The organism is Streptomyces sp. NPDC046122 (genome assembly GCF_056429965.1).
The window spans coordinates 765880-787903 of sequence record NZ_JBWKLQ010000001.1 but is presented as its reverse complement, the minus strand read 5'-3'; the positions used below and the strand labels follow the sequence as shown (position 1 = coordinate 787903).

Below are 22024 nucleotides of genomic sequence, written 5' to 3'. Positions count from 1 at the left end.
GGCTCCGGCGCCCCACCGGGGCGTCGCGGACCGGTGCTCAGCCCCGCTCGCGCGGCTCGACGCGGAAGTCGAACGCCGCCGTGCCCGGGTCCAGCGCCGTCACCCCGCCGTCGACCGTGAGCACCGCCCCGTTGACGTAGGAGGCGGCGGGCGACAGCAGCCAGGTGATCGCCTCGGCCACCTCGCGCGCCTCGCCGGGCCGCCGCCCCGGCAGCAGCCGGGTCGCCTCCTCGTAGGCCGCCTCGACGCCGCCGTCGCCAAGCCCCGCCTCCTCGGCGAACCGGGCCATGCGCCGGTCCGCCATCTCGGTACGGACCCAGCTCGGGCACACGGTGTTGGCGCGCAGCCCGTACCGCCCGTAGTCGACGGCGAGGGAACGGCAGAGCTGGAGCAGGGCCGCCTTGGACGTGGCGTACGCGGCGTTGCCCACACCGTTGCGCAGTGCCGAGACCGAGGCGACCGCGACCACCGCGCCGCGCGTCTGCAGCAGGTGCGGCAGCGCGGCGCGCAGCAGCAGGAAGGGGCCGTGCAGGTTCGTGCGCATGACCTCCTCCCAGTCCTCCAACGTGACGTCGCCCACGGACCCCGGGCGTCCGATCCCGGCGTTGAGCACCAGCCCGTCCACCCGCCCGTACGCGGCCACGGTCGCGTCGACCAGGCCGCGGACGGCGTCGGGATCGGCGGCGTCGGACGGATGCGCCAGCGCCCCCGTCTCCTCGGCGAGGCGGCGCAGCGGCTCGGGCCTGCGCCCCGAGACGACCACCTGGTGGCCGGCTCCGCGCAGCAGCCGGGCCGTGGCCGCGCCGATGCCCGTTCCGCCGCCCGTGACGATGACAACTCGCTTTTCTGTCATGGCTGTTCGCACCCTCCGTCGTCGTCGCGCGCCGTCCTCGTGATCATAGGGAGGCGGACTCCGCCGGCCGTCCGCGGCCCGCCGCGCAACCCGATGGAGGCATTTCCCGCGGTACGCATCGCACCGGCCGCTACTCGCCCGTACGGTGAGGGCGATGTCGGAGGATCTTGCCGCCGGGAGGGAACGCAACCCCATGGAAGCTCAGGTTCCACGGCAGCGCGCCGTGTCCGGACGGGTGCCGCTCGCCGTCGTCGTGGTGGGCGGGGACGGCCTCATCTCACATTGGAGCTCCGGCGCGCAGCGGCTGTTCGGGCACCGCAGGGAGGACGCCGTGGGCGCCTCCGCCGCAGACCTGCTGCCCGTCTCGGGCGCCCTGGGCACGCCGTACGGGTACGACCCCCTCGCCCCGGGGCCCGACGGGTCCGACGGGCCCGCCCAGGAAGGTCTCACCGGGCACCTCACGTCCGGGCGCGCCAAGTGCCCCCGGCCGGGCGACGGACCGCACCCGCCGGGCGAAAGCGGATCGCTGGACGTGCTGTGGTGGGCGTACCCGCTGGCCCTGCCGGGGCCGGAGCGGCTGCTGGTGCTGGCCGCCGACGCGTCGCGGCTGGGCGGGGAGGGGGAGCCGTACCGGCGGGTCGCACCCGGTTTCGCGCTGCACACGGAGTTCCCGGAGGCGGGCCGCCTCGCCGAACGGCTGCCGGACATCCTGCCCCACATGGGCCCGGCCACCGCGAGCCGCATCGTGGCTCAGGTGCTCGAACTGGGCTATCCCGTACTGGAGACGAGCACCTACGAGCGCTACCCGGTCACACCGGACTGGGGCGTGCCGAGACACCGCCTGCGCCCCATGCCGGTCGACAGGACGCCGGCGCCGGAAGCGGACGCCGGCCGGAACGGGGAGCCGGTCCATGACCGGGACCCCGGCCGGACCCTCGACCGGGAACCGGCCGACGGCCGCGTACCGGATCTCGACCGGCACTCTGCGGCCGACCGCGCCCAGGACCTCGAACACGCCGCCGTCCGCGAGCGCCTGGAGTTCCTCAACGAGGTGAGCGCCGGCATCGGCAGCTCCCTCGACATGGCCCGTACGATCCGCGAGGTCACCAGCGCTGCCGTCCCCCGGTTCGCGGACTTCGCGGGCACCCACCTGCGGGTGCAGGTGCTCTCCGGGGAGGGCTTCTCCGACGGCCCGCCGGACGGATGCACCGCGTGGCGCCGGGTCTGGGTGGAGCACAACGACGAACCGGGCCGCTGGGACGACACCGTGCCCGTGGGCGAGGAGCTGACCTTCCCGGAGCAGACCCCGTTCTTCCAGTGCATGGTGACGGGCGAGCCCGTGCTCGTCCCGCACATCGACGGCGAGCTGAGCGAGCGCATCGCCGGCCGGTTCGAGCAGCGGGACCTGCGTCCCCTGATCGGCGGACGCTCGCTGCTGGTCGTACCGCTCACCGCGCGTACGGCCGTCCTGGGGTTCATGGTGCTCATGCGCCGCCCGGGACGCGAGCCGTTCACCGACATGGACCGGAGAACCGGCGCGGAACTCGCCGCCAGAGCCGGGCTCGTCCTGGACAACGCCCGCATGTACACGCGCCAGCAGCAGGTGGCCGAGACGCTGCAGGAGAGCATGCTCCCGCAGGTCGAGCCCCGGACGGCCGGCTGCGACATCGCCACCCGTTACCTGCCGGGCACCGAGCTGGGCCGCGTGGGCGGCGACTGGTTCGACACCGTCCGGCTGCCCGGCTCCCGCACGGCGCTGGTCGTGGGCGACGTCGTCGGGCACGGGCTGAACGCGGCGGCCAGGATGGGCCAGCTGCGCACGGCGGTGCACACCATGGCCGCGCTGGGCATCACCCCGGCCCAACTGCTCCGAAACCTCGACGACCTGGCCCACCGGTTCGGCGACCAGTATCTCGCCACCTGCCTGTACGCGGTCTACGACCCGGTCGCCGGCGAGCTGCTGATCTCCAGCGCCGGGCACCTGCCTCCCGTGCTCGTCCGGGCCGCGACCGGGCGCGGTGAGCTGATCGACGTGCCGGGCGGCGCGCTGATCGGCCTCGGCGGAGTGCCGTTCGCCACCGCGCGGGTCCCGGTGTCGCCGGGCGACCGGCTGGTGCTCTGCACGGACGGGCTGGTCGAGGTGCGCGGGGAGGACATCGGGACCGGCCTGGCGGCGCTGTGCGAGGCGGCGGCGCACCCGGCGGCCACTGTCGACGAGGCGTGCGACGCCATCGTCCGGGCGCTCACCGTGCCGGCGGCGGAGCGGTCCGGCGGACGCGGCGACGACATCGCCCTGCTGGTGGCCCGGCTGAACGGGATGCCGGCCGCCGACGCGACGACCTGGCGCCTCGACCCCACCGCCGCCGACGTGGGACGGGCCCGGCGGCTGGTGGACGGTCAACTGGCGCGCTGGGGCCTGCCCGAGCTGGCCGACACCACCCGGCTGATGGTCAGCGAGGTCGTCACCAACGCGGTACGGCACGCCGGCGGGCGGCCCGTGGAGCTTCGGCTCGTGCGCGCGGACACGCTGCTGTGCGAGGTGGCGGACGCGGACCACACGCTGCCCGTGATGCGCGACGCCGGGCCGGAGGAGGAGTCCGGGCGCGGCCTTCGGCTGGTGAGCCGGCTCGCGCACCGGTGGGGGGCCAGCCACTCCGGTCCGGGCAAGGTGGTCTGGTTCGAGCAGGCGCTGCCAGTGGGGGCGAGCCGGGGCGTGCCGAGCGGCTGACCCTCCGCTCCTGGTGTCCGGGCGGGGTGCGGCGGGGTAGATACCGGGGGGCGCGGTCCGCACCGCGCCGGGGGCGCACCGCCGTGTCACCACGAACGTCCTCCGGCCGTCCTCGCGTCCGGCGGTCCGCGTGTCCCGCCGTCTTCGCGTTCCGCCGACATCGTCCGCACCGGGGGCCTCCGATGACTCTGACCGGCCGTTACGTACACGCGTGGGAGAGCTACTGGGGCGACACCCCGGGCACCCCCGGCGCGGCGATCTGGGACAGCGACCCGTCGCTGGCCGCCGCACCCCACCTGGAGCTGTTCGCTCCGTACGCCGACCCGTCGCGGCCCGTCGTCGATGTGGGATGCGGGAACGGCACGCAGACCCGCTACCTGGCCCGCCACTTTCCCCTGGCGGTGGGCCTCGACGTCTCCCACGCGGGGATAGCCCACGCGCGCAGGGCCGACACCGGGCGGACGGTCGAGTTCCGGCAGATGGACGTGACCGACACCGGCGCCGTGCGGCAGTTGCACGAGAGGCTCGGTGACAGCAACGTCTACCTGCGCGCCGTCATCCACCAGAGCGACCCACGGGACCGGCCCCTGGTCGCGGCGGCGGTCGCCGAGCTGCTCGGGGAGCGGGGGCGGGCCTTCCTGGCGGAGCTGACCGCCGACGCGAAGACCGTACTCGGGGAGCTGATGCGGGAGCCGGGCGGACCGCCGCCGAAGCTGGCCCGGGTCTTCGCGCACGGCCTCAAACCGGCCGGCTCCGCCGATACGGAAGTGCCGGACCTGTTGCGCGCGTGCGGGCTCACCGTCCTGGCGGACGGCCGTACGACGCTTCCGCAGACAGAGTTCCGGGCGGACGGCACCCGCATAGAGCTGCCCGCGCAGTGGCTGGTGGTGGGCCGTACGGGCTGAGAGCGCGCCGTACGCTCCCGGGCGCGCTCCGCGCCGGCCGCGAGCGGCTGCGGCGCCGACCCCGTACGGGCGTACCGCCGGCGTCCTGCGGGCCTTCCCCGGGCCTTGTACGGCCGCACCGAGGTTGTGCCCGACACCGGCACGGCGGATTCTGTAGGGGATGAACCGGGCTGGTGTGGCGCCATGAGTGCGTGGAACGCGGCGCAGAGTGCCGACTTCCGTGGTCCCCTCGACGTCACCAGGGCGGCCACGGTGGTCGTCGACGCCCAGGACACGGTCATCGGATGGAGCCCCGCCGCCGGGGAACTGTTCGGCTACCGGCCGGACGAGATCGTCGGGAAACCCCTGTCGGTGTTCCTGCCGCCGCGCCGGTGCGCGGCGCCCCCGCCCGCGGAGGAACCCGCGTCGCCCCTGGTCGCCCCCTTCCGGGGCAACGAGATCCGCGTCGCCCGGCACCGGGACGGGCACGAGCTGCTGGTCGCGACGGCGGTGTGCCACCTGTCGGGGCCCGGCTCGGCGGAGCGCGTCGTCGTGGCGACCGGCCTCGAAGACCTGCGGGTGTGGGAGTCGCGGCTGGCCCTGCTGCACGGACTGGCCACCCAGTCACCCGTCGGCCTGGCCATCTACGGCGGAGATCTGCGCCTGACCTGGTGCAACACGGCGTACGAACGGGAGATCGGCCGGCCGTTCGCCGAGTTCAGCGGCCTGCGGGCCGACGAGCTGTACTCCGAGGGCCGCTTCGTCACGCGCGGGAACCCGCTCACGCTCGACGCGGTCATGCGTCACGTACTGGACACCGGGGAACCCGTGCTCGACCTCCACTTCCTGGGCCGGCCCCCCAGCGACCCGGAGACGGACCACCTCTGGTCCTGCTCCTACTACCGGCTCCAGGACGCCGACGGGCACGTGTTCGGGGTGTGCGAGGACGCCTTCGACATCACGGACCGCTACCGGGCCCAGCGGCGGCTTGCCCTGCTCGTCGAGGCGGGGCGCGGCATCGGGGCCGCCCTCGACGTGCTGGTCACCGCCGAGAAGATCACCGAGGTGGCGGTCCCGGAGTTCGCCGCCGCCGTCACGGTCGACCTCGCGACGGCGGTCCTGGAGGGCGACGCGCCCACCGGCGACCCGGCGGCGACGGCTCTCGTACGGGCCGCCCACCGGTCGTCGGCCGGGCCGCCCGGCCACGGCGGCTCCGACGACGCGGAGCAGCCGCGCAGCCTGCGGCCCCCTCCCGCGATCGGCTACCCGCCGGGCTCCCCGCAGCGGCGCAGCCTCGCCTCGGGCGGGCACGTGCTCGACGACACCACCCTCGTCGTGCCGCTGCGGGCCGGGAACAGCACCCTCGGGCTCGTCACCTTCGTCCGCGACCCGGGTGCGGCCGTATTCGACGCCGACGAGATCGCACTCGCCGACGAGCTGGTCGCCCGTACGGCCGTGTCCCTGGACAACGCCCGCCGCTACGCCCGGGAACGCACCGCGGCCCTCGCCCTCCAGCGCCAGCTGCTGCCCCAGCACGTACCGCGGCAGTCGGCGGTCGACCTGGCGTACCGCTACCTGCCCACGGACGACCTGTCGGGGGTCGGCGGCGACTGGTTCGACGTCATCCCGCTGTCCGGCACCCGCGTGGGCCTCGTGGTCGGTGACGTCGTCGGCCACGGACTGCAGGCGGCCGCCACCATGGGCCGGCTGCGCACGACCGTACGCGCGTTCGCCCAGATGGACATGGCCCCCGACGAGCTGCTGACCCGGCTCGACGACCTGGTGGGCCAGTCGGGCGAGGAGCAGTGGGATGAACTCGGCCCGCACGACGGCGCCTTCGACGACGTGACCACCGGGGCGACCTGCCTGTACGCGGTCTACGACCCGGTCACGCGCCGGTGCGTCATGGCCCGCGCCGGACACCTGCCGCCCGCGGTCGTCCACCCGGACGGCGTCCTCACCTTCCCGGACCTTCCGGCGGGCCCGCCCCTGGGACTCGGCGGGCTGCCGTTCGAGTCCATGGAGATAGAACTGCCGGTGGGCAGCCTGCTGGCCCTCTTCACGGACGGCCTCGTCGAAGCCCGGGACCGCGACATCGACCACGGGCTCGACACCCTGGGCCGGATTCTCGCCGACCGGCACGCCTCGCTGGAGGAACTCTGCGACCGCGCGGTGGCGCAGCTCCTGCCGGACGGCACGACGGCCGACGACACGGCCCTGCTCCTCGTCCGCACCCGGGAACTCGGCGCCGCGCGGGTCGCCGAATGGGAACTGCCCGCCGAACCCGTCGCACCGGGCCGCGCCCGCGAGCTGGCCACGCGGCAGCTCCGGGACTGGGGGCTGGAGGAACTGTCGTTCTCGACGGAACTGGTCGTCAGCGAGCTGGTCACCAACGCGGTGCGCTACGCCGCCGGACCGCTGCACCTGCGCCTCATCCGCGACCGCACCCTGCTGTGCGAGGTCGCGGACACCGGCCACACCTCACCGCACCTGCGCCACAGCCGCGAGGACGACGAGGGCGGCCGGGGCCTGTTCATCGTCGCGCAGCTCGTCCAGCGGTGGGGCACGCGCTACACGCGGTCCGGCAAGACGATCTGGACCGAACAGACCTTCCCCGCCGACGGGGCCGGCTGACTACGCCCGGTGCAGTGCGGTTCACCGACGCGGTACGGGCAGGGCCGCGGCGCCGTGCCAACCGGCCTGCGCGGCCGCCGGGTTCAGCGCCGCGCCTCTGCCCGAACAAATCACTGGCGCCGTGTTCGGCGTGGGGTTATGGTTCTGTCCGTTCCGGGGCGCGGCTCTGCGCCGCCTCCGCGTGAACGCGTCGGTTCGTCGAGGAAGAAGCAGGAGGTGAGGACATTGATGACTGTCACGGTGACGGGCGCTGCCCGCATTCAGGAGTTCATCATCGTTTCCACCCCTGTGGCCTCCGGCTGACACTCACTCACCTTCCGCGCGTTTCAGCGCGCCGCCGGGGCCGCCCTTCGAAGGGTTTCCCTTGTCCCACGCTTCGCTCCACCCGTCTCCCTCCACCACTTCTGATGCCCGGCACCCTCTCGCTCCCTACGGCTGGGACGCGGCCTGGGAAGCCGAGTTCGCGCCCTACGCCGCACAGGGGCTGCTGCCCGGCCGCGTCGTGCGGGTCGACCGCGGCCAGTGCGACGTGCACACCGCCGGCGGCGTCGTGCGCGCCGACACCACCTATGTGACGCCGCACGACCCGCTGCGGGTCGTGTGCACCGGCGACTGGGCCGCCGTCGACCCCGCCGGTGACCCGCAGTTCGTACGGGCGTACCTGCCGCGCCGTACCGCCTTCGTACGCTCCACCTCCTCCACCAGGTCCGAGGGGCAGATCCTCGCGGCCAACGTCGACCACGCGATCATCGCGGTCTCGCTCGCCGTCGAGCTGGACCTCGGACGGATCGAGCGTTTCCTGGCGCTGGCCTGGGAGTCGGGCGCCCAGCCGCTGGTCGTCCTCACCAAGTCCGACCTCGTGCCGGACGCCACCGGGCTCTCGTACCTCGTCGACGACGTCGAGACCACCGCGCCGGGCGTTCAGGTGCTGCCCGTCAGCTCCGCGACGGGGGACGGCATCGACGTGCTCACCGCTGTCGTGTCGGGCGGCACGAGCGTGCTGCTCGGGGTGTCCGGTGCGGGTAAGTCGACGCTGGCCAACGCGCTGCTCGGCGCCGACGTCATGGAGGTCCAGGCCATCCGCGACGTCGACGGCAAGGGCCGGCACACCACCACCACCCGCAACCTCCTCGCGCTGCCCGGCGGGGGAGTCCTCATCGACACGCCCGGCCTGCGGGGCGTGGGGCTGTGGGACGCCGGGGCCGGAGTGGGGCAGGTCTTCTCCGAGATCGAGGAGCTGGCGGCACAGTGCCGGTTCCACGACTGCGCCCACGAGTCGGAGCCCGGCTGCGCCGTGCTCGCCGCACTGGAGGAGGGCGCGCTGCCGGAGCGCCGGCTGGAGAGCTACCGCAAGCTGCTGCGGGAGAACCGGCGCATCGTCGCCAAGACCGACGCGAGGCTGCGGGCGGAGATCGGGCGCGAGTGGCGGCTGAAGACCGCGCAGGGCCGGGCCAGTATGGAGGCCAAGCGCGGCGGCGGCGGCCGGCGCCGTTAGAGGCTCCGGTCCCTGCCCCGGGCCCCCGGTCTGCCGTGGGCCCAGGGCCGGGTTCCTGGGCGTACCTACGGGGGTTTCGGGGGCGGTGGCGTGCCGGGGAGCGCCTCGACGTGGCGCGAGGCGCTCCGTGTCCGAAAGCCGCCAGTGCGGCGGTGGAGGGCGGCGCACACTGGGGGTGTGATGGACGAGGACAGCAAGTACGAGGCCGTGACCAGCCGCGACGCGCGCTTCGACGGAGAGTTCTTCTTCGCCGTGGTGACCACCGGCATCTACTGCCGGCCGAGCTGCTCCGCCGTCACCCCCAAGCGCGAGAACGTGCGCTTCCATCCCACCGCGGCCGCCGCCCAGAGCAACGGCTTCCGGGCCTGCCGCCGCTGCCGCCCCGACGCCGTACCCGGATCCGCCGACTGGAACACGCGCGCAGACGTCGTCGGCCGCGCGATGCGCATGATCGGTGACGGCATCGTCGACCGCGAGGGCGTGCCGGGCCTCGCGGACCGGCTCGGCTACAGCACCCGGCAGGTGCAGCGCCAGCTCACCGCCGAACTGGGGGCGGGCCCCGTCGCCCTCGCCCGCGCCCAGCGCGCCCACACCGCCCGCGTGCTGCTCCAGACCACCGGGCTGCCGGTCACCGAGATCGCGTTCGCGTCCGGCTTCGCGAGCGTGCGGCAGTTCAACGACACCGTCCGCCAGATCTACGCCCGCACCCCCAGCCGCCTGCGCGCGGAGTCCGGGACGAAAACCGGCGCCCCGCGGCCCGCCGCCGGGATCCCGCTGCGACTCGCCTACCGCGGGGCGTACGCCGCCGCCGAGGTCTTCGACCTGCTCGCGAGCGAGGCCGTGCCGCGCGTCGAGGAGGTGCTCGGCGACCGGGGCGGTCGTACGTACCGGCGTACCCTGCGCCTCCCGTACGGAACGGGCATCGCCGCCGTGGACGAGACGCCGCATCCCGGATGGCTCGACGCCCGTGTCCACCTCACCGACCTGCGCGACCTGACCACCGCCGTCCAGCGGCTGCGCCGGCTCTTCGACCTGGACGCCGACCCGTACGCCGTCGACGAGCGCCTCGCCGCCGACCCGGCGCTGGCGCCGCTGGTCGCGGCCCGGCCGGGGCTGCGCTCGCCCGGAGCCGCCGACCCCGACGAGTTCGCCGTACGGGCCCTGGTGGGCGGAACGGCGGCGGCCGGTCTCGTCGAGGCGTACGGGAAGCTCCTCGACCAGCCGTGCGGCGCGCTGACGCACGTGTTCCCCGAGCCGGGCGTCCTCACCGGGGCCGAGGACCCGGCGCTGCGGACGCTCGCGACCGCGCTCGCCGACGGCGTCGTACGCCTCGGCCCCGGCGCGGACCGCGACGCGGCGGAACGGGCACTGCGCGCCCTGCCGGGGATCACCGCGAGGACCGCGGGCCTGATCCGCATGCGGGCGCTGGGCGACCCGGACGTCGCACCGGACGGCGTGGGGGAGGGGGACGCGGGCGCCGGGCAGTGGCGACCGTGGCGGTCGTACGCCGCGCGCCATCTCCGGGCGGCGTGAGCGGCACCGGCGAGCAGGCCGGCCCGTGACTCCCGGCGTCCGCTGCCGAGTCGCCGCCCCCGGCCCCTCGCGGGCCCGAGCCGGACCGGGGTCAGGCGTCGTCCAGGCCCCAGCTGTGGATCTTCTGCGGGTGGATCCGGATCAGCTCCTCGCTGAAGTGCGGGCCCAGCTCGTGCGGCCCGGTCAGCAGCTCGGCCTCGCCCCGGATGTCCACCCCGCGCACGGCCCACGGCTTCAGGCTCACGATGTCGTCCACCACGAGGGCGACCTTCGGGTTCACGAGGAGGTTGCGCCACTTCTTCGTCGTCCCGAGGGCATGCCCCCCGATCAGGATCGTCCCGTCGTCCTGAGGGAAGAACCCGACCGGGTTCGCCTGCGGCCGGCCCCTGGGGTCGACGGTCGCCATCCGTCCCAGGCGCTGCGTCCTGAGGTACGCGCGCTCGGCATCGCTGAATGCGGTCATGCCGCCAGCCTCACACGCGCGACCCGCCCCGCACATCGGTACGGGGGCCCAGGACTTGTGCCGCATGCCGCCGGGCCGAAGTCACGCACCGCCTGCGGCCGCCCGCCGTGCGGAACGGGTGGGTGGGTCAGCCCCAGATCTGTACGCCCACCCACGTGCCGGCCACCAGCAGGCAGGCGAACAGTTCCACCAGCACCGGGTAGCCGATGGCGCGCATGACCGTACGGGTCGAGGCCCAGCCGCCGCCGTGGCTGCCGAGCCGCGCCCGCTCGACGGCGTAGATGCCGCCGACGAACCCCGCGATGCCGCCCAGCACCGGCAGCAGGAAGAACCCCGCGATTCCCGCCACCCCGCCCATCATCAGCGTCCGCGGCGGTGCTCCGGACTCCTGGGGGCGGCGGGCCGGCAGCAGGGGTTTGAGCGCCTGGTTGAGCAGCATCAGACCGGTCGCACCGATCAGTACGCCCCAGGCGAGCACCGTATTGTCCTCCAGCGCCCACCACAGCACGGCCGCCCAGACGATCGCCTGCCCGGGTACGCCCGGCACAAGTACGCCGAGCAGGCCGAGCAGCATGACGAGGCCGACCAGAAGGAGCTGCCACGCGCCCATCTGTCCAGGGTGCGCGACGCGCGCCGTCACCGCAGGTCGGCACCGCCCCGGTACGCGGAGGGCCGGGACGGCGGCCCCCACGGCCCGACGACTCCGTACCGCACCGGTCAGCGTCTCGCCACCCAGCCCCGTTCGTACGCGTGCCAGCCGAGCTGGAGCCGCGTCGTCACGCCCGCCAGTTCCATCAGTCCCTTGACCCGCCGCTGCACGGTCCGCAAGCCCAGCTCCAGCTGCTTCGCGACACTCGCGTCCGTCATCCCGGCCAGCAGGAGCGACAGCACCTGGAGGTCCATGGCGTCCGGGCCCGGCCGCCGCTCCTCCGACACCGCCCCGTCCGATCCGAGCCGCAGCGGGAGCGCCTCGCACCACACCGCCTCGAAGAGGCCGGTCAGGGACTCCAGCAGCCCGCCGGCGTGCACCACGAGCGCCGCGGGCTCCGCGCCGCCCTCGGCCAGCGGCACCATCGCGACGGTCCGGTCCGCGACCACGAGCCTCGTCGGCACCTTCTCCACCACCCGCACCTGGTCGTCACGCCCCAGCGCCGCCGACAGCTCCGCCAGCCCGTCGGGCGTGGTGAGCACCTCGCGTTCGAGCACCACCCGATACGTCACGCCGCGCGCCGCCGCCCGTTCCTCCGTCTCGTCGTCCATGCCGCTGATCGCGATCGGAGCGCCCGTGACCAGGGCGCACACCTCCTTGGTGGAGCCGAGCCGCAGCTGGAGGCAGCGGTGCGCCACCGCGCTCGCCCCCGTCACCACCTCCACCAGATCGTGCACGGCGGGCTCGGCCGCCTCCGCCCGGTACTCCCGCGCCAGCCGGGCCGCCGTCAGCTCCGCCTGCTCCAGCTCGTGCCGCTGCCGGATCAGCAGCGCGCCCAGCGCGGCCCCCGGCGGAGCGGCCACCCAGCGACCCGCGCAGGACGACGACCGGGCCGCGAGTCCCTGCCGTTCCAGGCGACGCAGCGCACGCTCCGTGTCGGCCTCCGGCAGCATCAGCCGGTGCGCGAGGTCCGGGACCTCGGCCGCGCCGAGCGCGACCAGCGCGCGGTACGTCGACTCCTGGGCCTCGTCCAGGCCGATGGCTCCCAGCACCCCTCCACACCCTTCCCCGGACGCTTCGGTTCCGCACCACCCGCGCCCGACTGTGCCCGCCGTCTCGTGGCGGGGAAGCGGCCTCGGCGTGAACCCGCCGTACGCATCATCCCCACACCACAGGTCACTCTGCCAAGGTGGGCCACGAAAACACCAACAGCTCCCGCTGTCACGGCTTTTGCATCGAATGCGGCGGGGCACGGGGATACGTCCGATATCGCGCAGCGCGTCTGCGCGGCACGTCCGCGCAGACCGGCCGCAAGGCGTCACCCCTGTGGGGGCGAGGTCGCCCGGCGGACTTATTTTTCCCGATGCCCCGTTTTCGTACGGCACTTGAGGTGGACAATAGGGGCATGAGCCAGCAGGGGGACAGGCGCATCACCGGCGAGGACGAGTGGTGGAACCGGCTGTACGGCGACGAACCCGTCCCGGACACGGGGCCCGTGCGGGGGGACGACGGTACCGACGACACCCTGGACGCCCGTTTCCACTCGGCAGCGGACACACTCGCACCACCGCCCCGACCGGACGGGCCGGCGCCGCCACCCGCACCGGGCGAGCGGCGTCCCGAGACGTCGGCCACCCCTGCTCCGGCGGACGAGAACCACGCCGCGCCGCCGCCGAAGCCACGGGACGCGGGGCCGCCGCCGGCGCCCTCGGACGCCCCGCCGTGGTGGGCGACCCGCCGGCCCACCACGGCCCCGGAGCCTCCACCCCCCACGACGTCCCCGGAGCCCCCACACCGTCCCGCGTCGCAGCGTCCAGTCCCGCCACCTCCGCCGCCGCAGGCACCCCCGCCGCCGGCCACGGAACCCCTCGTCGGGCCGCCCGGGCCCCGGCGCCCGTCGGTGTCCGCACCACCCCCCGGCCCGCCCGCACCGCGCCGCGCCGAGCCGCCCGAGCCGGGGCGCGCCGCCTCCGGGCCGCCGCGACCGGCGTCGCCGGGCCCCGCGCCGCAGTCACCGCCCGTGCCCGCCGCGCCCGCACCCCCCGTCGCAGCACCCCTCCGTGCCCCCTGGGAGGCGCCGGACGTGTCCCCCTTGCCGCCCGGCCGACGCGAGTCGGCCACGCCACCGGAGGGCCGCCGGCCCAAACTCCCTCGCGCCCCCTGGCGCTCGGCGCGGTCCGCCGCGTCCGTACCGCCCCAGCCCGAACGCCCGACGGACCCGAGCTCCACGGCTTCGCACCCGGCCGCCCGGACCTCGCCCGCACCGGCCTCCACATCCCCGGACGCCGAGCGGTCGCCGGAGGCAGGCGGCAGGGCCGGTGGTGACGTCGGGACCAGGGGTGCCGTAGGGACGCCTGGTGACGCCGGAGCCGGCTCTGCCCCCCGCCGTGACGACACCGCCCCCGGCGGTGCAGGGCGGACGCCGGAAGGCGGCGGGCGTCGGCGGCCGGCCGCCCGCGTCGCATTCGTCGGCGACCGCCCGCCCACGTACGACGCCGAACCCACCGCCCTGCCCGCCGCCGACCCGCGCGAACTCGGCACACTCGTCGCCGACACCGTGCTCGACGGCGCCCGCTACGGCTCGTTCACCCTGCGCGCCGCCTCCGTCCGCGGCGACTCCGCGCGCTACCGCGGCGAACCCCGCCGCGATTCCCTGCTCACCGCCCGCTTCGGCCGAGGCGAGGACGCGCTCGTCCTGATCGCAGTGGCCGGCGGGGCGCGCGCTGCCGAGAGCGCGCACTTGGCCGGTGCCGACGCCTGCCGCTGGATCGGCGAAGCCGTCGGCCGCAGCCACGCGCGCCTCGCCGACGACATACGGGCGGGCCGCAGGGGCGACCTCAAGTCCGGCCTCCACCGCCTGACCGACCGCGGCTACGGCAAGCTGCGCGCCCGCGCGTCCGAGCTCGGACTCGACCCCGGCGCCTACACGGTGAGTCTGCGCTGCCTGCTGCTGCCCGCCGATCCCCGATGCCGCACCCGGGTCTTCTTCGGCATCGGCGGCGGGGGCCTGTTCCGGCTGCGCGGCGGCGTCTGGCAGGACATCGAGCCCGCCGTCCCCGAGCCCGCCGCCGTCATCGGCGCACCCGTCGTCGGCTTCGGCTCGCCGCCGCCCGACGGCCCGGGCGCGGTCGCGTCCGAGACGCCCGAGGGTGACCGCCTCACCATGGACCTGGGCATCACGACGCCCCCGTCGCCGTACGTGGAGAGCGCCCCGCCGCCGAGCGAGCCCTTCCGCTTCCGGGCCTCCGTCGCCCGCCCGGGGGACACCCTCCTGCTGTGCAGCGGCGGCCTCGCCGACCCCCTGCGCGGCGAGCCGGCGCTCGCCAAGGAACTCGCCGAACGCTGGGCCACCGCCGAACCGCCCGGCCTCGCCGACTTCCTCGCCGACACCGGCCTGCGGGTGAAGGGGTACGCCGACGACCGTACGGCGGCGGCGGTCTGGGAGGCGTGACGGCGTACCGCGTGGGTTGATGGACTCGGCACCGCACGGTGCGCGGCACCGTGCGCGACCCGCCGACCGTCTCCCGAAAGGCGCGCGCATCCCATGGCCAAGCAGAAGGTGGCGGAGCAGTTCGTCGACATCCTCGTGAAGGCGGGCGTGCAACGCCTCTACGGTGTCGTCGGCGACAGCCTCAACCCGGTCGTCGACGCCGTCCGCCGCACCCCCGGGATCGACTGGATCCAGGTCAGGCACGAGGAGGTCGCCGCCTTCGCCGCCGGCGCCGAGGCACAGGTCACCGGCCGGCTCGCCGCCTGCGCGGGCTCCTGCGGCCCGGGGAACCTGCACCTGATCAACGGCCTGTACGACGCGCACCGCTCCATGGCCCCGGTGCTCGCCCTCGCCTCGCAGATCCCGTCGGGCGAGATCGGACTCGGGTACTTCCAGGAGACCCACCCCGACCAGCTGTTCCGCGAGTGCAGCCACTACTGCGAGCTGGTCTCCAGTCCCCGGCAGATGCCCCGCGTGCTGCAGACCGCGATCCAGAACGCCGTCGGCCGCGGCGGCGTCAGCGTCGTCGCCCTGCCCGGCGACGTGGCGTCCGAACAGGTACCGGAGCGCGCCGGCGAACACGCGCTCGTCACGTCGCGCCCCGTCGTGCGCCCCGGCGAGGCGGAACTCGAGAAGCTCGCCCGCATGGTCGACGATGCCGAGCGGATCACGCTCTTCTGCGGCAGCGGCACGGCGGGCGCCCACGCGCAGGTCATGCAGTTCGCGGAACGCGTGAAGTCCCCCGTCGGACACGCGCTGCGCGGCAAGCAGTGGATCCAGTACGACAACCCGTACGACGTCGGCATGAGCGGGCTCCTCGGCTACGGCGCGGCGTACGAGGCCACCCAAGAGTGCGACCTGCTGATCCTCCTCGGCACCGACTTCCCGTACTACGACTTCCTGCCCCACGACGGCGACGTGAAGATCGTCCAGGTCGACGTGCGGCCCGAGCGCCTCGGCCGCCGGTCCAAGCTGGACCTCGCGATCTGGGGCGATGTGCGGGAGACGCTGACCTGCCTGACGCCGCGCGTGAAGGCCAAGTCCGACCGCAGGTTCCTCGACCGGATGCTGAAGAAGCACGCCGACGCGCTCGAGGGAGTGGTGAAGGCGTACACCCGCAAGGTCGACAAACGAGTGCCGATCCACCCCGAGTACGTCGCCTCGGTCCTCGACGAACTCGCCGACGACGACGCCCTGTTCACCGTCGACACCGGGATGAACAACGTCTGGGCGGCCCGCTACATCACCCCCAACGGGCGGCGCGGCATCATCGGCTCCTTCACCCACGGCTCGATGGCCAACGCCATGCCGCAGGCCATCGGAGCCCAGTTCACGGACCCGCACCGCCAGGTGATCGCGATGTCGGGTGACGGCGGGTTCAGCATGCTGATGGGCGACTTCCTCACCCTCGTGCAGTACGACCTGCCGGTGAAGGTCGTCGTCTTCAACAACTCCTCCCTCGGCATGGTGGAGCTGGAGATGCTGGTCGACGGCCTGCCGTCGTTCGGCACGGCGAACAAGAACCCGGACTTCGCGGCAGTAGCGCGGGCCTGCGGGGCGTACGGCGTGCGGGTGGAGAAGCCGAAGCAGCTCGCCGGGGCGCTCAAGGACGCCTTCAAGCACAAGGGACCGGCACTCGTGGACGTCGTCACCGACCCGAACGCGCTGTCGATCCCCCCGAAGATCCGCGCCGAGATGGTGAGCGGCTTCGCCCTGTCCGCCGGCAAGATCGTGCTCGACGGCGGAGTCGGGCGGATGCTCCAGCTGGCCCGCTCGAACCTGCGCAATGTGCCGAGGCTGTAGGTCCGTACGAGTGGAATGAGAGGCCGGGGCGGGGCGGAGGCGGCGTGTCGCGGAAGGTCTCACGGGGAGCGACTGCTAATCACCCCAGCCAGCGAAAGGGCCCGTGACGCGCATGTTCCCGCGCAGGTCTTTCCCCCGCCGCTTCCGCCGCGGCCGTATCTCCGCCGCCGCGGCGGCCGCCGTCGTCATCGCCACACCCGCTGCGATCGCCGTGCTCCCCGACGCTCTCACCTCGGCCGTGGGCTCCGCGCCCGGCCCGGCGGGCCGGAAGGCGCCCGGGGCCGAGGCGGGCGCCCCCGCGCCCGGCACTCCGATCAGGGCAGGGCTGCTGACGCTGGACCTGGGCGCCGCTCTCGGACCCGCGGGGCAGGGCGTCGCCGTCGCCCCCGTCGACGGCGCGGGCCGGCCGGCCCCGGGCACGGTCGCTCTCAAGGCCCGCGCGGGAAGCAGGTTCGCGCACGGGGGCGGCAGGCTGACGAGCGGCAAGGTGCTCCTCGACGGCGGCGTACGGCTGTCGAAGGGCGACCGGGCGGTCGTCATCGTCAAGGACTTCGCCGTCGACCTCCACACCCGCGTCGTCACCGCCACGGTGGGGGCGGGCAAGCCGGGTACCCGCCTCGGCGTACTGACCGACACCACCACCCGGCTTCTCCCGCGCGCGACGCCCGAGGAGGCGAACATCGCCATCGGCGGGCGGCTGGTCTTCGACAAGGCGGCGGGGGAGCGGATCGAGGCGGGGCTGCGGACGGCGGCGTTCGGCGGGTCCGCCGCGGGCACGTCGGCCGGTGTGACGTTCGAGGCGGGAGCCGACCTGGACGTCGACCTCGCGCACGCGTTGGGCCTGGACGAGCAACTGGGCCTGGAGCCCCGCCGCGACCGGTAGTAGGGGCGAGGGGCGGCAGTACGGGCGAACGGCGGGCCGGGGGGACTTCGGGTACGGCGAATGCGGCAGCTGTCCCTCCTCGGTTCGGCCGACCGTCCCCGGAGGCGTGCATCCGCCCAGATCCGGATATGACCCCAACACCACTTAATTGACCCATGGCATGAGTGCCGCCGAGTCTGCGGGGCATGCATCCCGTGAACCAGTTCGAGAGGAAGGGTCGATCCGGCGTGCGGGTGGGGGCTATGACAGGGCAACAGGCGGGCGGACGCGGTGCCGCCGCGCGAGGGCCGTCGGGAGCGCCGGCGGGTACGGCGGGGGAGGAGACGGACGGCGAGGGGGCTCTCATTCAGCTGCGGCGCAGACTCGGGCACGCGGATCTCACAGCGGTCCCGGAGATACGGCGCGCTCTGCGCGAACTCCTGCGGCACCGGGGAGGACAGACCTGTACGGACGTCGCCGAGCTCCTGACCACTGAGCTGGTCACCAACGCCCTGATCCACACGGAGCACGACGCCGAGATCACGGTCACCGTCGCCGCCTCCCGGCTCCGGGTCGAGGTGCGGGACTTCGCCCGTGACCATCCCCAGCTGCGCTTACCGGTCGCCGACGACGGTACGCACGGCAGGGGCCTCGTCCTGGTGCAGGCACTCGCGGACGCGTGGGGTGTGCAGGCGCAGGGCGTAGGGAAATCGGTGTGGTTCGAACTGGACGTGGACGGCGGCGGACCGGCGTGAGCACCCGGTCCGCCGCCGTCCTCACGACAGCGCCGCTCAGCCGAACTGCTGCTCAAGATCCTTGAGTTTGCGTTCGAGCGAGTCGAGGCGCGGCAGCGCCTGCGTATCGTCCTCGGCGGTGAGGTCGACGGTCGTCACCGTCTCAGAACCTTTCACGGCCTGAAGGGAGGGCCTTTGTCGAAGCGGCAGTTGTCCGGGTTCCGGTATGGCGGGCTCCGCGACCGCTTGCTGCGGTGCGGAGCCCGGAGCGAGTGCTGACACCTCGACGACCTGGCGGCCGCCACGACCGCGCCCCCAGGCCCGGTGCTGCCGGTTGATGGCCTTCAGCTGGGCCCGTTCCATCTTCTGGTGGTCGCGTCGGCGGATACGGTTCTGCTCCTTCTCGCGTACGTCCTCCCGTACTTCCTCGACCGCCTCGTCCAGCGTCCGTACGCCCTCGAGGAGCATCAGCGACCAGGCGCCGAAGGTCTCCCGGGGCGCCCGCAGCCACCGTACGATCCGGATCTGCGGCAGTGGCCGGGGCACGAGTCCCTGTTCACGCAGTGCGGCCCGGCGGGTCTGCTTCAGCGCCCGGTCGAACAGCACGGCGGCCGAGAGCGACATCCCGGCGAAGAACTGCGGGGCCCCGGCGTGCCCCAGCCCCCGGGGGGCGTGGACCCAGTTGAACCAGGCGGCCGCGCCGGCGAACGTCCACACCAGCAGGCGTGAACCCAGCGCCGCGTCACCGTGGCTGGCCTCGCGCACGGCGAGCACCGAGCAGAACATGGCGGCGCCGTCGAGGCCGAAGGGGACGAGGTACTCCCAGCCGCCGGAGAGGTTGAGGTTTTGCCGGCCGAAGCCGACCAGGCCGTGGAAGGAGAGTGCGGCGGCGACGGCGGCGCAGCAGAAGAGCAGCAGGTACGAGGCGATCCCGTAGATCGCTTCCTTCCGCCTGCGCCGTTCCTCCGTGCGTTCCCAGGAGTCGTCGGCTGCGGCCTTGCCACCGGCGCGCTTGCCGCGCGCGAGCACCGCAACCGCCGCCAGGACCCCCGCGAGCATCACGCCGCCCGGAAGCAGCCAGTCCAGCGATATGTCGGTCAGTCTCATTGCGGTGTCCCTTGCATCGCGGTAGGCGTTCGGGCGCCATATTGGCGGAAGCCAAGTGGCCCGAAGAGGCTTTCGGGGCAAGAGAACGCCAAGGGAGTGCCAGGGCACGCGAATAGGTGCGATCTGGTCGAACCGCCGTACGGCTGGCGGGTGTTGAGTTCGATTCAAGCCACCCGATCAGGTGGCGTGCCGTCAGACGGCGGCGACCGAGGACGCGGCGGCGGCTTCCTCGCTCAGCTTCCGGACGCGCTCGGCGTCACACGTCCGCGGGCACGTCACGCAGGTGTCCTCGGGACGCAGCGTGTAGAAGAGGCAGCAGCTCGCGCGGTCGCGGGTCGGCAGCGTCTCGCCGTTCGGGCCGGTCAGGTCGCGGAAGCCGGCCGTCCCGGCGTACGGCTTGGTCGTGCCCGGCAGCAGTTCCTCCAGCTCCCGCATCGCGCGCCGCTCCTCGCCGAGCAGGTGCGCGACGTACCAGAGCCCTTCCACGATCTCGTCCGTCGCCATGCCCCACAGGGCGCGCTTGCCGCGCCGCATGCGCGGGCCGAAGCCGTCGAGCACGGGCCCGAGGTGCTCCGCGACGGCGTCCCGTACCTCGCCGCGCAGCGCTTCGGCGTCCGGCACCACGCGGGCGCCGGGCAGGGCGGCGGCCGGGTCGCCCGGCAGGCAGGCGAACTCCCGCACCCGCACGGTCATGCGGCCCAGCGTCCGCTGGAAGGCGACGTCCTCGACGGGCACGCGCGGCACCCGGCGGTGCAGGAACCACGGCACGGTGACCAGCAGGCAGGCGGGCCAGGCGTAGCGGTGGAGGCCGAAGCTGGCGACGACGTCGGGCCGGGCCTGCTGGCCGTAGTCACGCAGCACCTGGGCGTTGTCCCAGGCCAGGAAGGCGTCGAGGGCCGCGCCGCCGGCCGCGAGCTCCGCGGCCCCGACCCAGCCGCCGCCGCGCGGCGCCTGTTCCCCGTCCGCCAGCTCGCTCACGCGCAGTCCGGCGAAGACCTCGGTGAGGCGGGCATAGGAGGCCGCCACGGGAGAGGCGGCGACGGCGGGAAAGAGCACGGGCACGGTCATGCAGGGGACCACCGAATCGCGATCGTTTGCAGGTAAGCCTTACCTTACCCGATCAATCCGATGTTTGAACTGTGACCCCGCCCCCCTATCGTGCTCGGGGGACACGGCACCGGAGGAAACCATGGAGCACCAGGGCAGACCGCGCGACGCGGCGTACGGGCACGCGCCCGCCCCGCAGGCGCCGCCCGCCGTGCCCGTTCCGGAACAGGCGCGTGGCGAACACACCCACAGTGAGTCCCCGGCCCCCCGGCCCGTCCGGCGCCACTCCGTGCGCGGCCAGATCCTCGACGCGCTGCGCTGCGCCCTGGTCAGCGGCGAGCTGGCGCCCGGCGAGGTCTACTCCGGCCCGGCCCTCGGCGCCCGCTTCGGCGTCTCCGCCACGCCGGTCCGCGAGGCCATGCAGCAGCTCGTGCTGGAGGGCGCGGTGGAGGTGGTGCCGAACCGCGGCTTCCGGGTCACGGTCCGCAGCGCCACGGAACTCGCCGAGCTCGCGGAGGTGCGGGCGCTGATCGAGGTCCCAGTCATGCTGCGGCTGGCCCGTACGGTGCCGGCGGGCCGCTGGTGCGACCTGCGGCCCCTGGCGGAGGCCGCCACGGCGGCGGCGGCCACGGGCGACCGGGCGGCGTACGCCGAATCGGACCGCGCCTTCCACCGCGCGGTCCTCTCCCTCTCGGGCAACCACCAGCTCGTCGTCGTCGCGGACGACCTCCACCGCCGGTCCCAGTGGCCCCTGCCGACCGGCGACCCGCTGGGCCGCCGGGCGGACCTCCTGGCGGACGCGGCCGAGCACCTCGCCCTGCTGGACGCGCTGGCGGCGCAGGACCTGACGGTGGTGCAGTCCCTCGTCCGCGAGCACTTCGCGGGCGCCGACGGCGCGTAGCCGGACCGCTGAGCGACGCGGTCCCCTGGCCGGACCGCGCCCGCGCCGCGCCGGACCGCTAGGCCGCCGCGGTCGGCGTCAGCTGCGCCGCCAGCCAGGTCGGTACGCCGCCCAGCAGGCGGAACAGCCGGCCCGCCTCGGCGCGCAGGCGGGTCGCCTCCGGCTCCGGCTCGGCGTCGGCCAGTGCCGCGAGGGCCGGGGCCGTGCCGACCAGGTAGCCCAGCTCCTCCCGTATCCGCAGGGACTCCGCGAACCCGTGCCGCGCGTCCGCCAACTCGCCCTCCCGCAGGGAGAGTCCGGCCAGGTGCCGCCAGGTGAACGACAGCAGCAGCGTCTCGCCGTGGGCCGTCGCGCCCGCGTGCGCGCGGCGGTAGGCGGCGCGGGCCGACTGCGGCGAATCGGCGATGTGCTCGGCGACCAGGCCCCGGCGGAAGTCGAGGAGTGGACGGCCCGGCGCGTCGGGGGCGAGCAGCGCCGCCGCCCTGCCGAGCGCGGAACGCGCCTCGTCGGCGCGGTCGCGCGCGCCGAGCACCGTCGACGCGTACGCGAGCTGGCCGCGTTCGCACGCCGCCGCGCCCCGCTCGTCGTCGGTCCTGGCCACCGCCTCCGCCGTGCGCAGGGCGTCCTCCGCCTCCGCCCAGCCGTGTTCCGTGAACAGGCAGCGCTCCACGAGCAGTGACGCCCGCTGGAGCGCGACCGCCGGTGTCGGGCCGTCGCCCCCATGCGGTTCGAGCAGGGCCGCGGCGTCGGTCCAGCAGCCGCGCGAGCGCAGCCGCCATACCGCGGTCTGGAGTGGGCTTCCGTCCCCTGCGGTCGAACCAGAACCAGACATGGCGGTATG

The 22024-nt window shown here is 74.4% G+C and carries 16 protein-coding genes and 1 pseudogene; 10 read left to right on the top strand and 7 right to left on the bottom strand.

The genetic code is table 11. The features are described from left to right. Positions 1-37: 37 nt before the first annotated feature. Positions 38-853, bottom strand: a complete 816-nt coding sequence (locus AC07FK_RS03410; protein WP_479102090.1) for an SDR family NAD(P)-dependent oxidoreductase — start codon at positions 851-853, stop codon at positions 38-40. 193 nt (positions 854-1046) lie between these two features. Between AC07FK_RS03410 and AC07FK_RS03405 the strand changes: the two genes are divergently transcribed. From AC07FK_RS03405 to AC07FK_RS03385, 5 genes are all read left to right on the top strand, one after another. Further along, a complete protein-coding gene (locus AC07FK_RS03405) occupies positions 1047-3581 on the top strand; it encodes an ATP-binding SpoIIE family protein phosphatase (protein WP_479102571.1) in 2535 nt (844 codons plus the stop codon). A gap of 182 nt (positions 3582-3763) precedes the next feature. Next, a complete protein-coding gene (locus AC07FK_RS03400) occupies positions 3764-4486 on the top strand; it encodes a class I SAM-dependent methyltransferase (protein WP_479102089.1) in 723 nt (240 codons plus the stop codon). Between the two features lie 183 nt (positions 4487-4669). Next, positions 4670-7099, top strand: coding sequence for a SpoIIE family protein phosphatase (locus AC07FK_RS03395; RefSeq protein ID WP_479102087.1), 2430 nt, complete (start codon positions 4670-4672; stop codon positions 7097-7099). A gap of 364 nt (positions 7100-7463) precedes the next feature. Next, the gene (gene rsgA / locus AC07FK_RS03390) at positions 7464-8594 is read left to right on the top strand and encodes a ribosome small subunit-dependent GTPase A (RefSeq protein ID WP_479102086.1); all 1131 of its coding nucleotides are present in this window, start codon (positions 7464-7466) and stop codon (positions 8592-8594) included. A 180-nt stretch (positions 8595-8774) separates the two neighbouring features. Beyond that, entirely contained in the window at positions 8775-10127 is a 1353-nt protein-coding gene (locus AC07FK_RS03385; protein ID WP_479102569.1) for a DNA-3-methyladenine glycosylase 2 family protein, read from the top strand. A 91-nt stretch (positions 10128-10218) separates the two neighbouring features. Here AC07FK_RS03385 and AC07FK_RS03380 read toward each other — a convergent pair whose 3' ends face one another. The 3 genes from AC07FK_RS03380 to AC07FK_RS03370 form a co-directional block, all read right to left on the bottom strand. Then, positions 10219-10590, bottom strand: coding sequence for a PPOX class F420-dependent oxidoreductase (locus AC07FK_RS03380; RefSeq protein ID WP_479102085.1), 372 nt, complete (start codon positions 10588-10590; stop codon positions 10219-10221). Positions 10591-10717: 127 nt separating this feature from the next. Next, on the bottom strand, positions 10718-11200 hold the full coding sequence (locus tag AC07FK_RS03375; RefSeq protein WP_479102083.1) for a DUF456 domain-containing protein: 483 nt from the start codon (positions 11198-11200) through the stop codon (positions 10718-10720). Between the two features lie 107 nt (positions 11201-11307). Continuing rightward, entirely contained in the window at positions 11308-12291 is a 984-nt protein-coding gene (locus AC07FK_RS03370) for a helix-turn-helix domain-containing protein (RefSeq protein ID WP_479102081.1), read from the bottom strand. A gap of 932 nt (positions 12292-13223) precedes the next feature. Here AC07FK_RS03370 and AC07FK_RS03365 point away from each other — a divergent pair. From AC07FK_RS03365 to AC07FK_RS03350, 4 genes and pseudogenes are all read left to right on the top strand, one after another. Continuing rightward, positions 13224-14690 (top strand): annotated as a pseudogene (locus tag AC07FK_RS03365) (protein phosphatase 2C domain-containing protein); the annotation flags it as partial. 93 nt (positions 14691-14783) lie between these two features. Next, positions 14784-16532, top strand: a complete 1749-nt coding sequence (locus AC07FK_RS03360; RefSeq protein WP_479102079.1) for a pyruvate dehydrogenase — start codon at positions 14784-14786, stop codon at positions 16530-16532. 103 nt (positions 16533-16635) lie between these two features. Next, positions 16636-17415, top strand: coding sequence for a hypothetical protein (locus tag AC07FK_RS03355; protein WP_479102077.1), 780 nt, complete (start codon positions 16636-16638; stop codon positions 17413-17415). A 242-nt stretch (positions 17416-17657) separates the two neighbouring features. Next, the gene (locus tag AC07FK_RS03350) at positions 17658-18149 is read left to right on the top strand and encodes an ATP-binding protein (RefSeq protein WP_479102075.1); all 492 of its coding nucleotides are present in this window, start codon (positions 17658-17660) and stop codon (positions 18147-18149) included. A 36-nt stretch (positions 18150-18185) separates the two neighbouring features. Here AC07FK_RS03350 and AC07FK_RS03345 read toward each other — a convergent pair whose 3' ends face one another. Next, positions 18186-19235: a DUF2637 domain-containing protein gene (locus AC07FK_RS03345; RefSeq protein ID WP_479102073.1), complete on the bottom strand. Its 1050-nt coding sequence runs from the start codon at positions 19233-19235 to the stop codon at positions 18186-18188. 192 nt (positions 19236-19427) lie between these two features. After that, complete coding sequence (locus AC07FK_RS03340; RefSeq protein ID WP_479102071.1) at positions 19428-20303, bottom strand: (2Fe-2S)-binding protein; 876 nt, start codon at positions 20301-20303, stop codon at positions 19428-19430. A gap of 121 nt (positions 20304-20424) precedes the next feature. Here AC07FK_RS03340 and AC07FK_RS03335 point away from each other — a divergent pair, with 121 nt between their 5' ends. Then, on the top strand, positions 20425-21183 hold the full coding sequence (locus tag AC07FK_RS03335) for a GntR family transcriptional regulator (RefSeq protein ID WP_479102069.1): 759 nt from the start codon (positions 20425-20427) through the stop codon (positions 21181-21183). A 58-nt stretch (positions 21184-21241) separates the two neighbouring features. Here the strand turns inward: AC07FK_RS03335 and AC07FK_RS03330 are convergent, their stop codons facing one another. Continuing rightward, the gene (locus tag AC07FK_RS03330) at positions 21242-22015 is read right to left on the bottom strand and encodes a hypothetical protein (protein ID WP_479102067.1); all 774 of its coding nucleotides are present in this window, start codon (positions 22013-22015) and stop codon (positions 21242-21244) included. Between the last annotated feature and the right edge of the window lie 9 nt (positions 22016-22024).

Excerpts from the sequence above, each read along its gene's own strand:
- AC07FK_RS03410 (WP_479102090.1), bottom strand. The coding sequence starts at position 853 with ATGACAGAAAAGCGAGTTGTCATCGTCACGGGCGGCGGAACGGGCATC.
- AC07FK_RS03380 (WP_479102085.1), bottom strand. The coding sequence starts at position 10,590 with ATGACCGCATTCAGCGATGCCGAGCGCGCGTACCTCAGGACGCAGCGC.
- AC07FK_RS03395 (WP_479102087.1), top strand. The coding sequence starts at position 4,670 with ATGAGTGCGTGGAACGCGGCGCAGAGTGCCGACTTCCGTGGTCCCCTC.
- AC07FK_RS03405 (WP_479102571.1), top strand. The coding sequence starts at position 1,047 with ATGGAAGCTCAGGTTCCACGGCAGCGCGCCGTGTCCGGACGGGTGCCG.
- AC07FK_RS03360 (WP_479102079.1), top strand. The coding sequence starts at position 14,784 with ATGGCCAAGCAGAAGGTGGCGGAGCAGTTCGTCGACATCCTCGTGAAG.
- AC07FK_RS03400 (WP_479102089.1), top strand. The coding sequence starts at position 3,764 with ATGACTCTGACCGGCCGTTACGTACACGCGTGGGAGAGCTACTGGGGC.
- AC07FK_RS03330 (WP_479102067.1), bottom strand. The coding sequence starts at position 22,015 with ATGTCTGGTTCTGGTTCGACCGCAGGGGACGGAAGCCCACTCCAGACC.
- AC07FK_RS03335 (WP_479102069.1), top strand. The coding sequence starts at position 20,425 with ATGGAGCACCAGGGCAGACCGCGCGACGCGGCGTACGGGCACGCGCCC.
- AC07FK_RS03340 (WP_479102071.1), bottom strand. The coding sequence starts at position 20,303 with ATGACCGTGCCCGTGCTCTTTCCCGCCGTCGCCGCCTCTCCCGTGGCG.
- AC07FK_RS03345 (WP_479102073.1), bottom strand. The coding sequence starts at position 19,235 with ATGAGACTGACCGACATATCGCTGGACTGGCTGCTTCCGGGCGGCGTG.
- AC07FK_RS03385 (WP_479102569.1), top strand. The coding sequence starts at position 8,775 with ATGGACGAGGACAGCAAGTACGAGGCCGTGACCAGCCGCGACGCGCGC.
- AC07FK_RS03350 (WP_479102075.1), top strand. The coding sequence starts at position 17,658 with ATGACAGGGCAACAGGCGGGCGGACGCGGTGCCGCCGCGCGAGGGCCG.
- AC07FK_RS03375 (WP_479102083.1), bottom strand. The coding sequence starts at position 11,200 with ATGGGCGCGTGGCAGCTCCTTCTGGTCGGCCTCGTCATGCTGCTCGGC.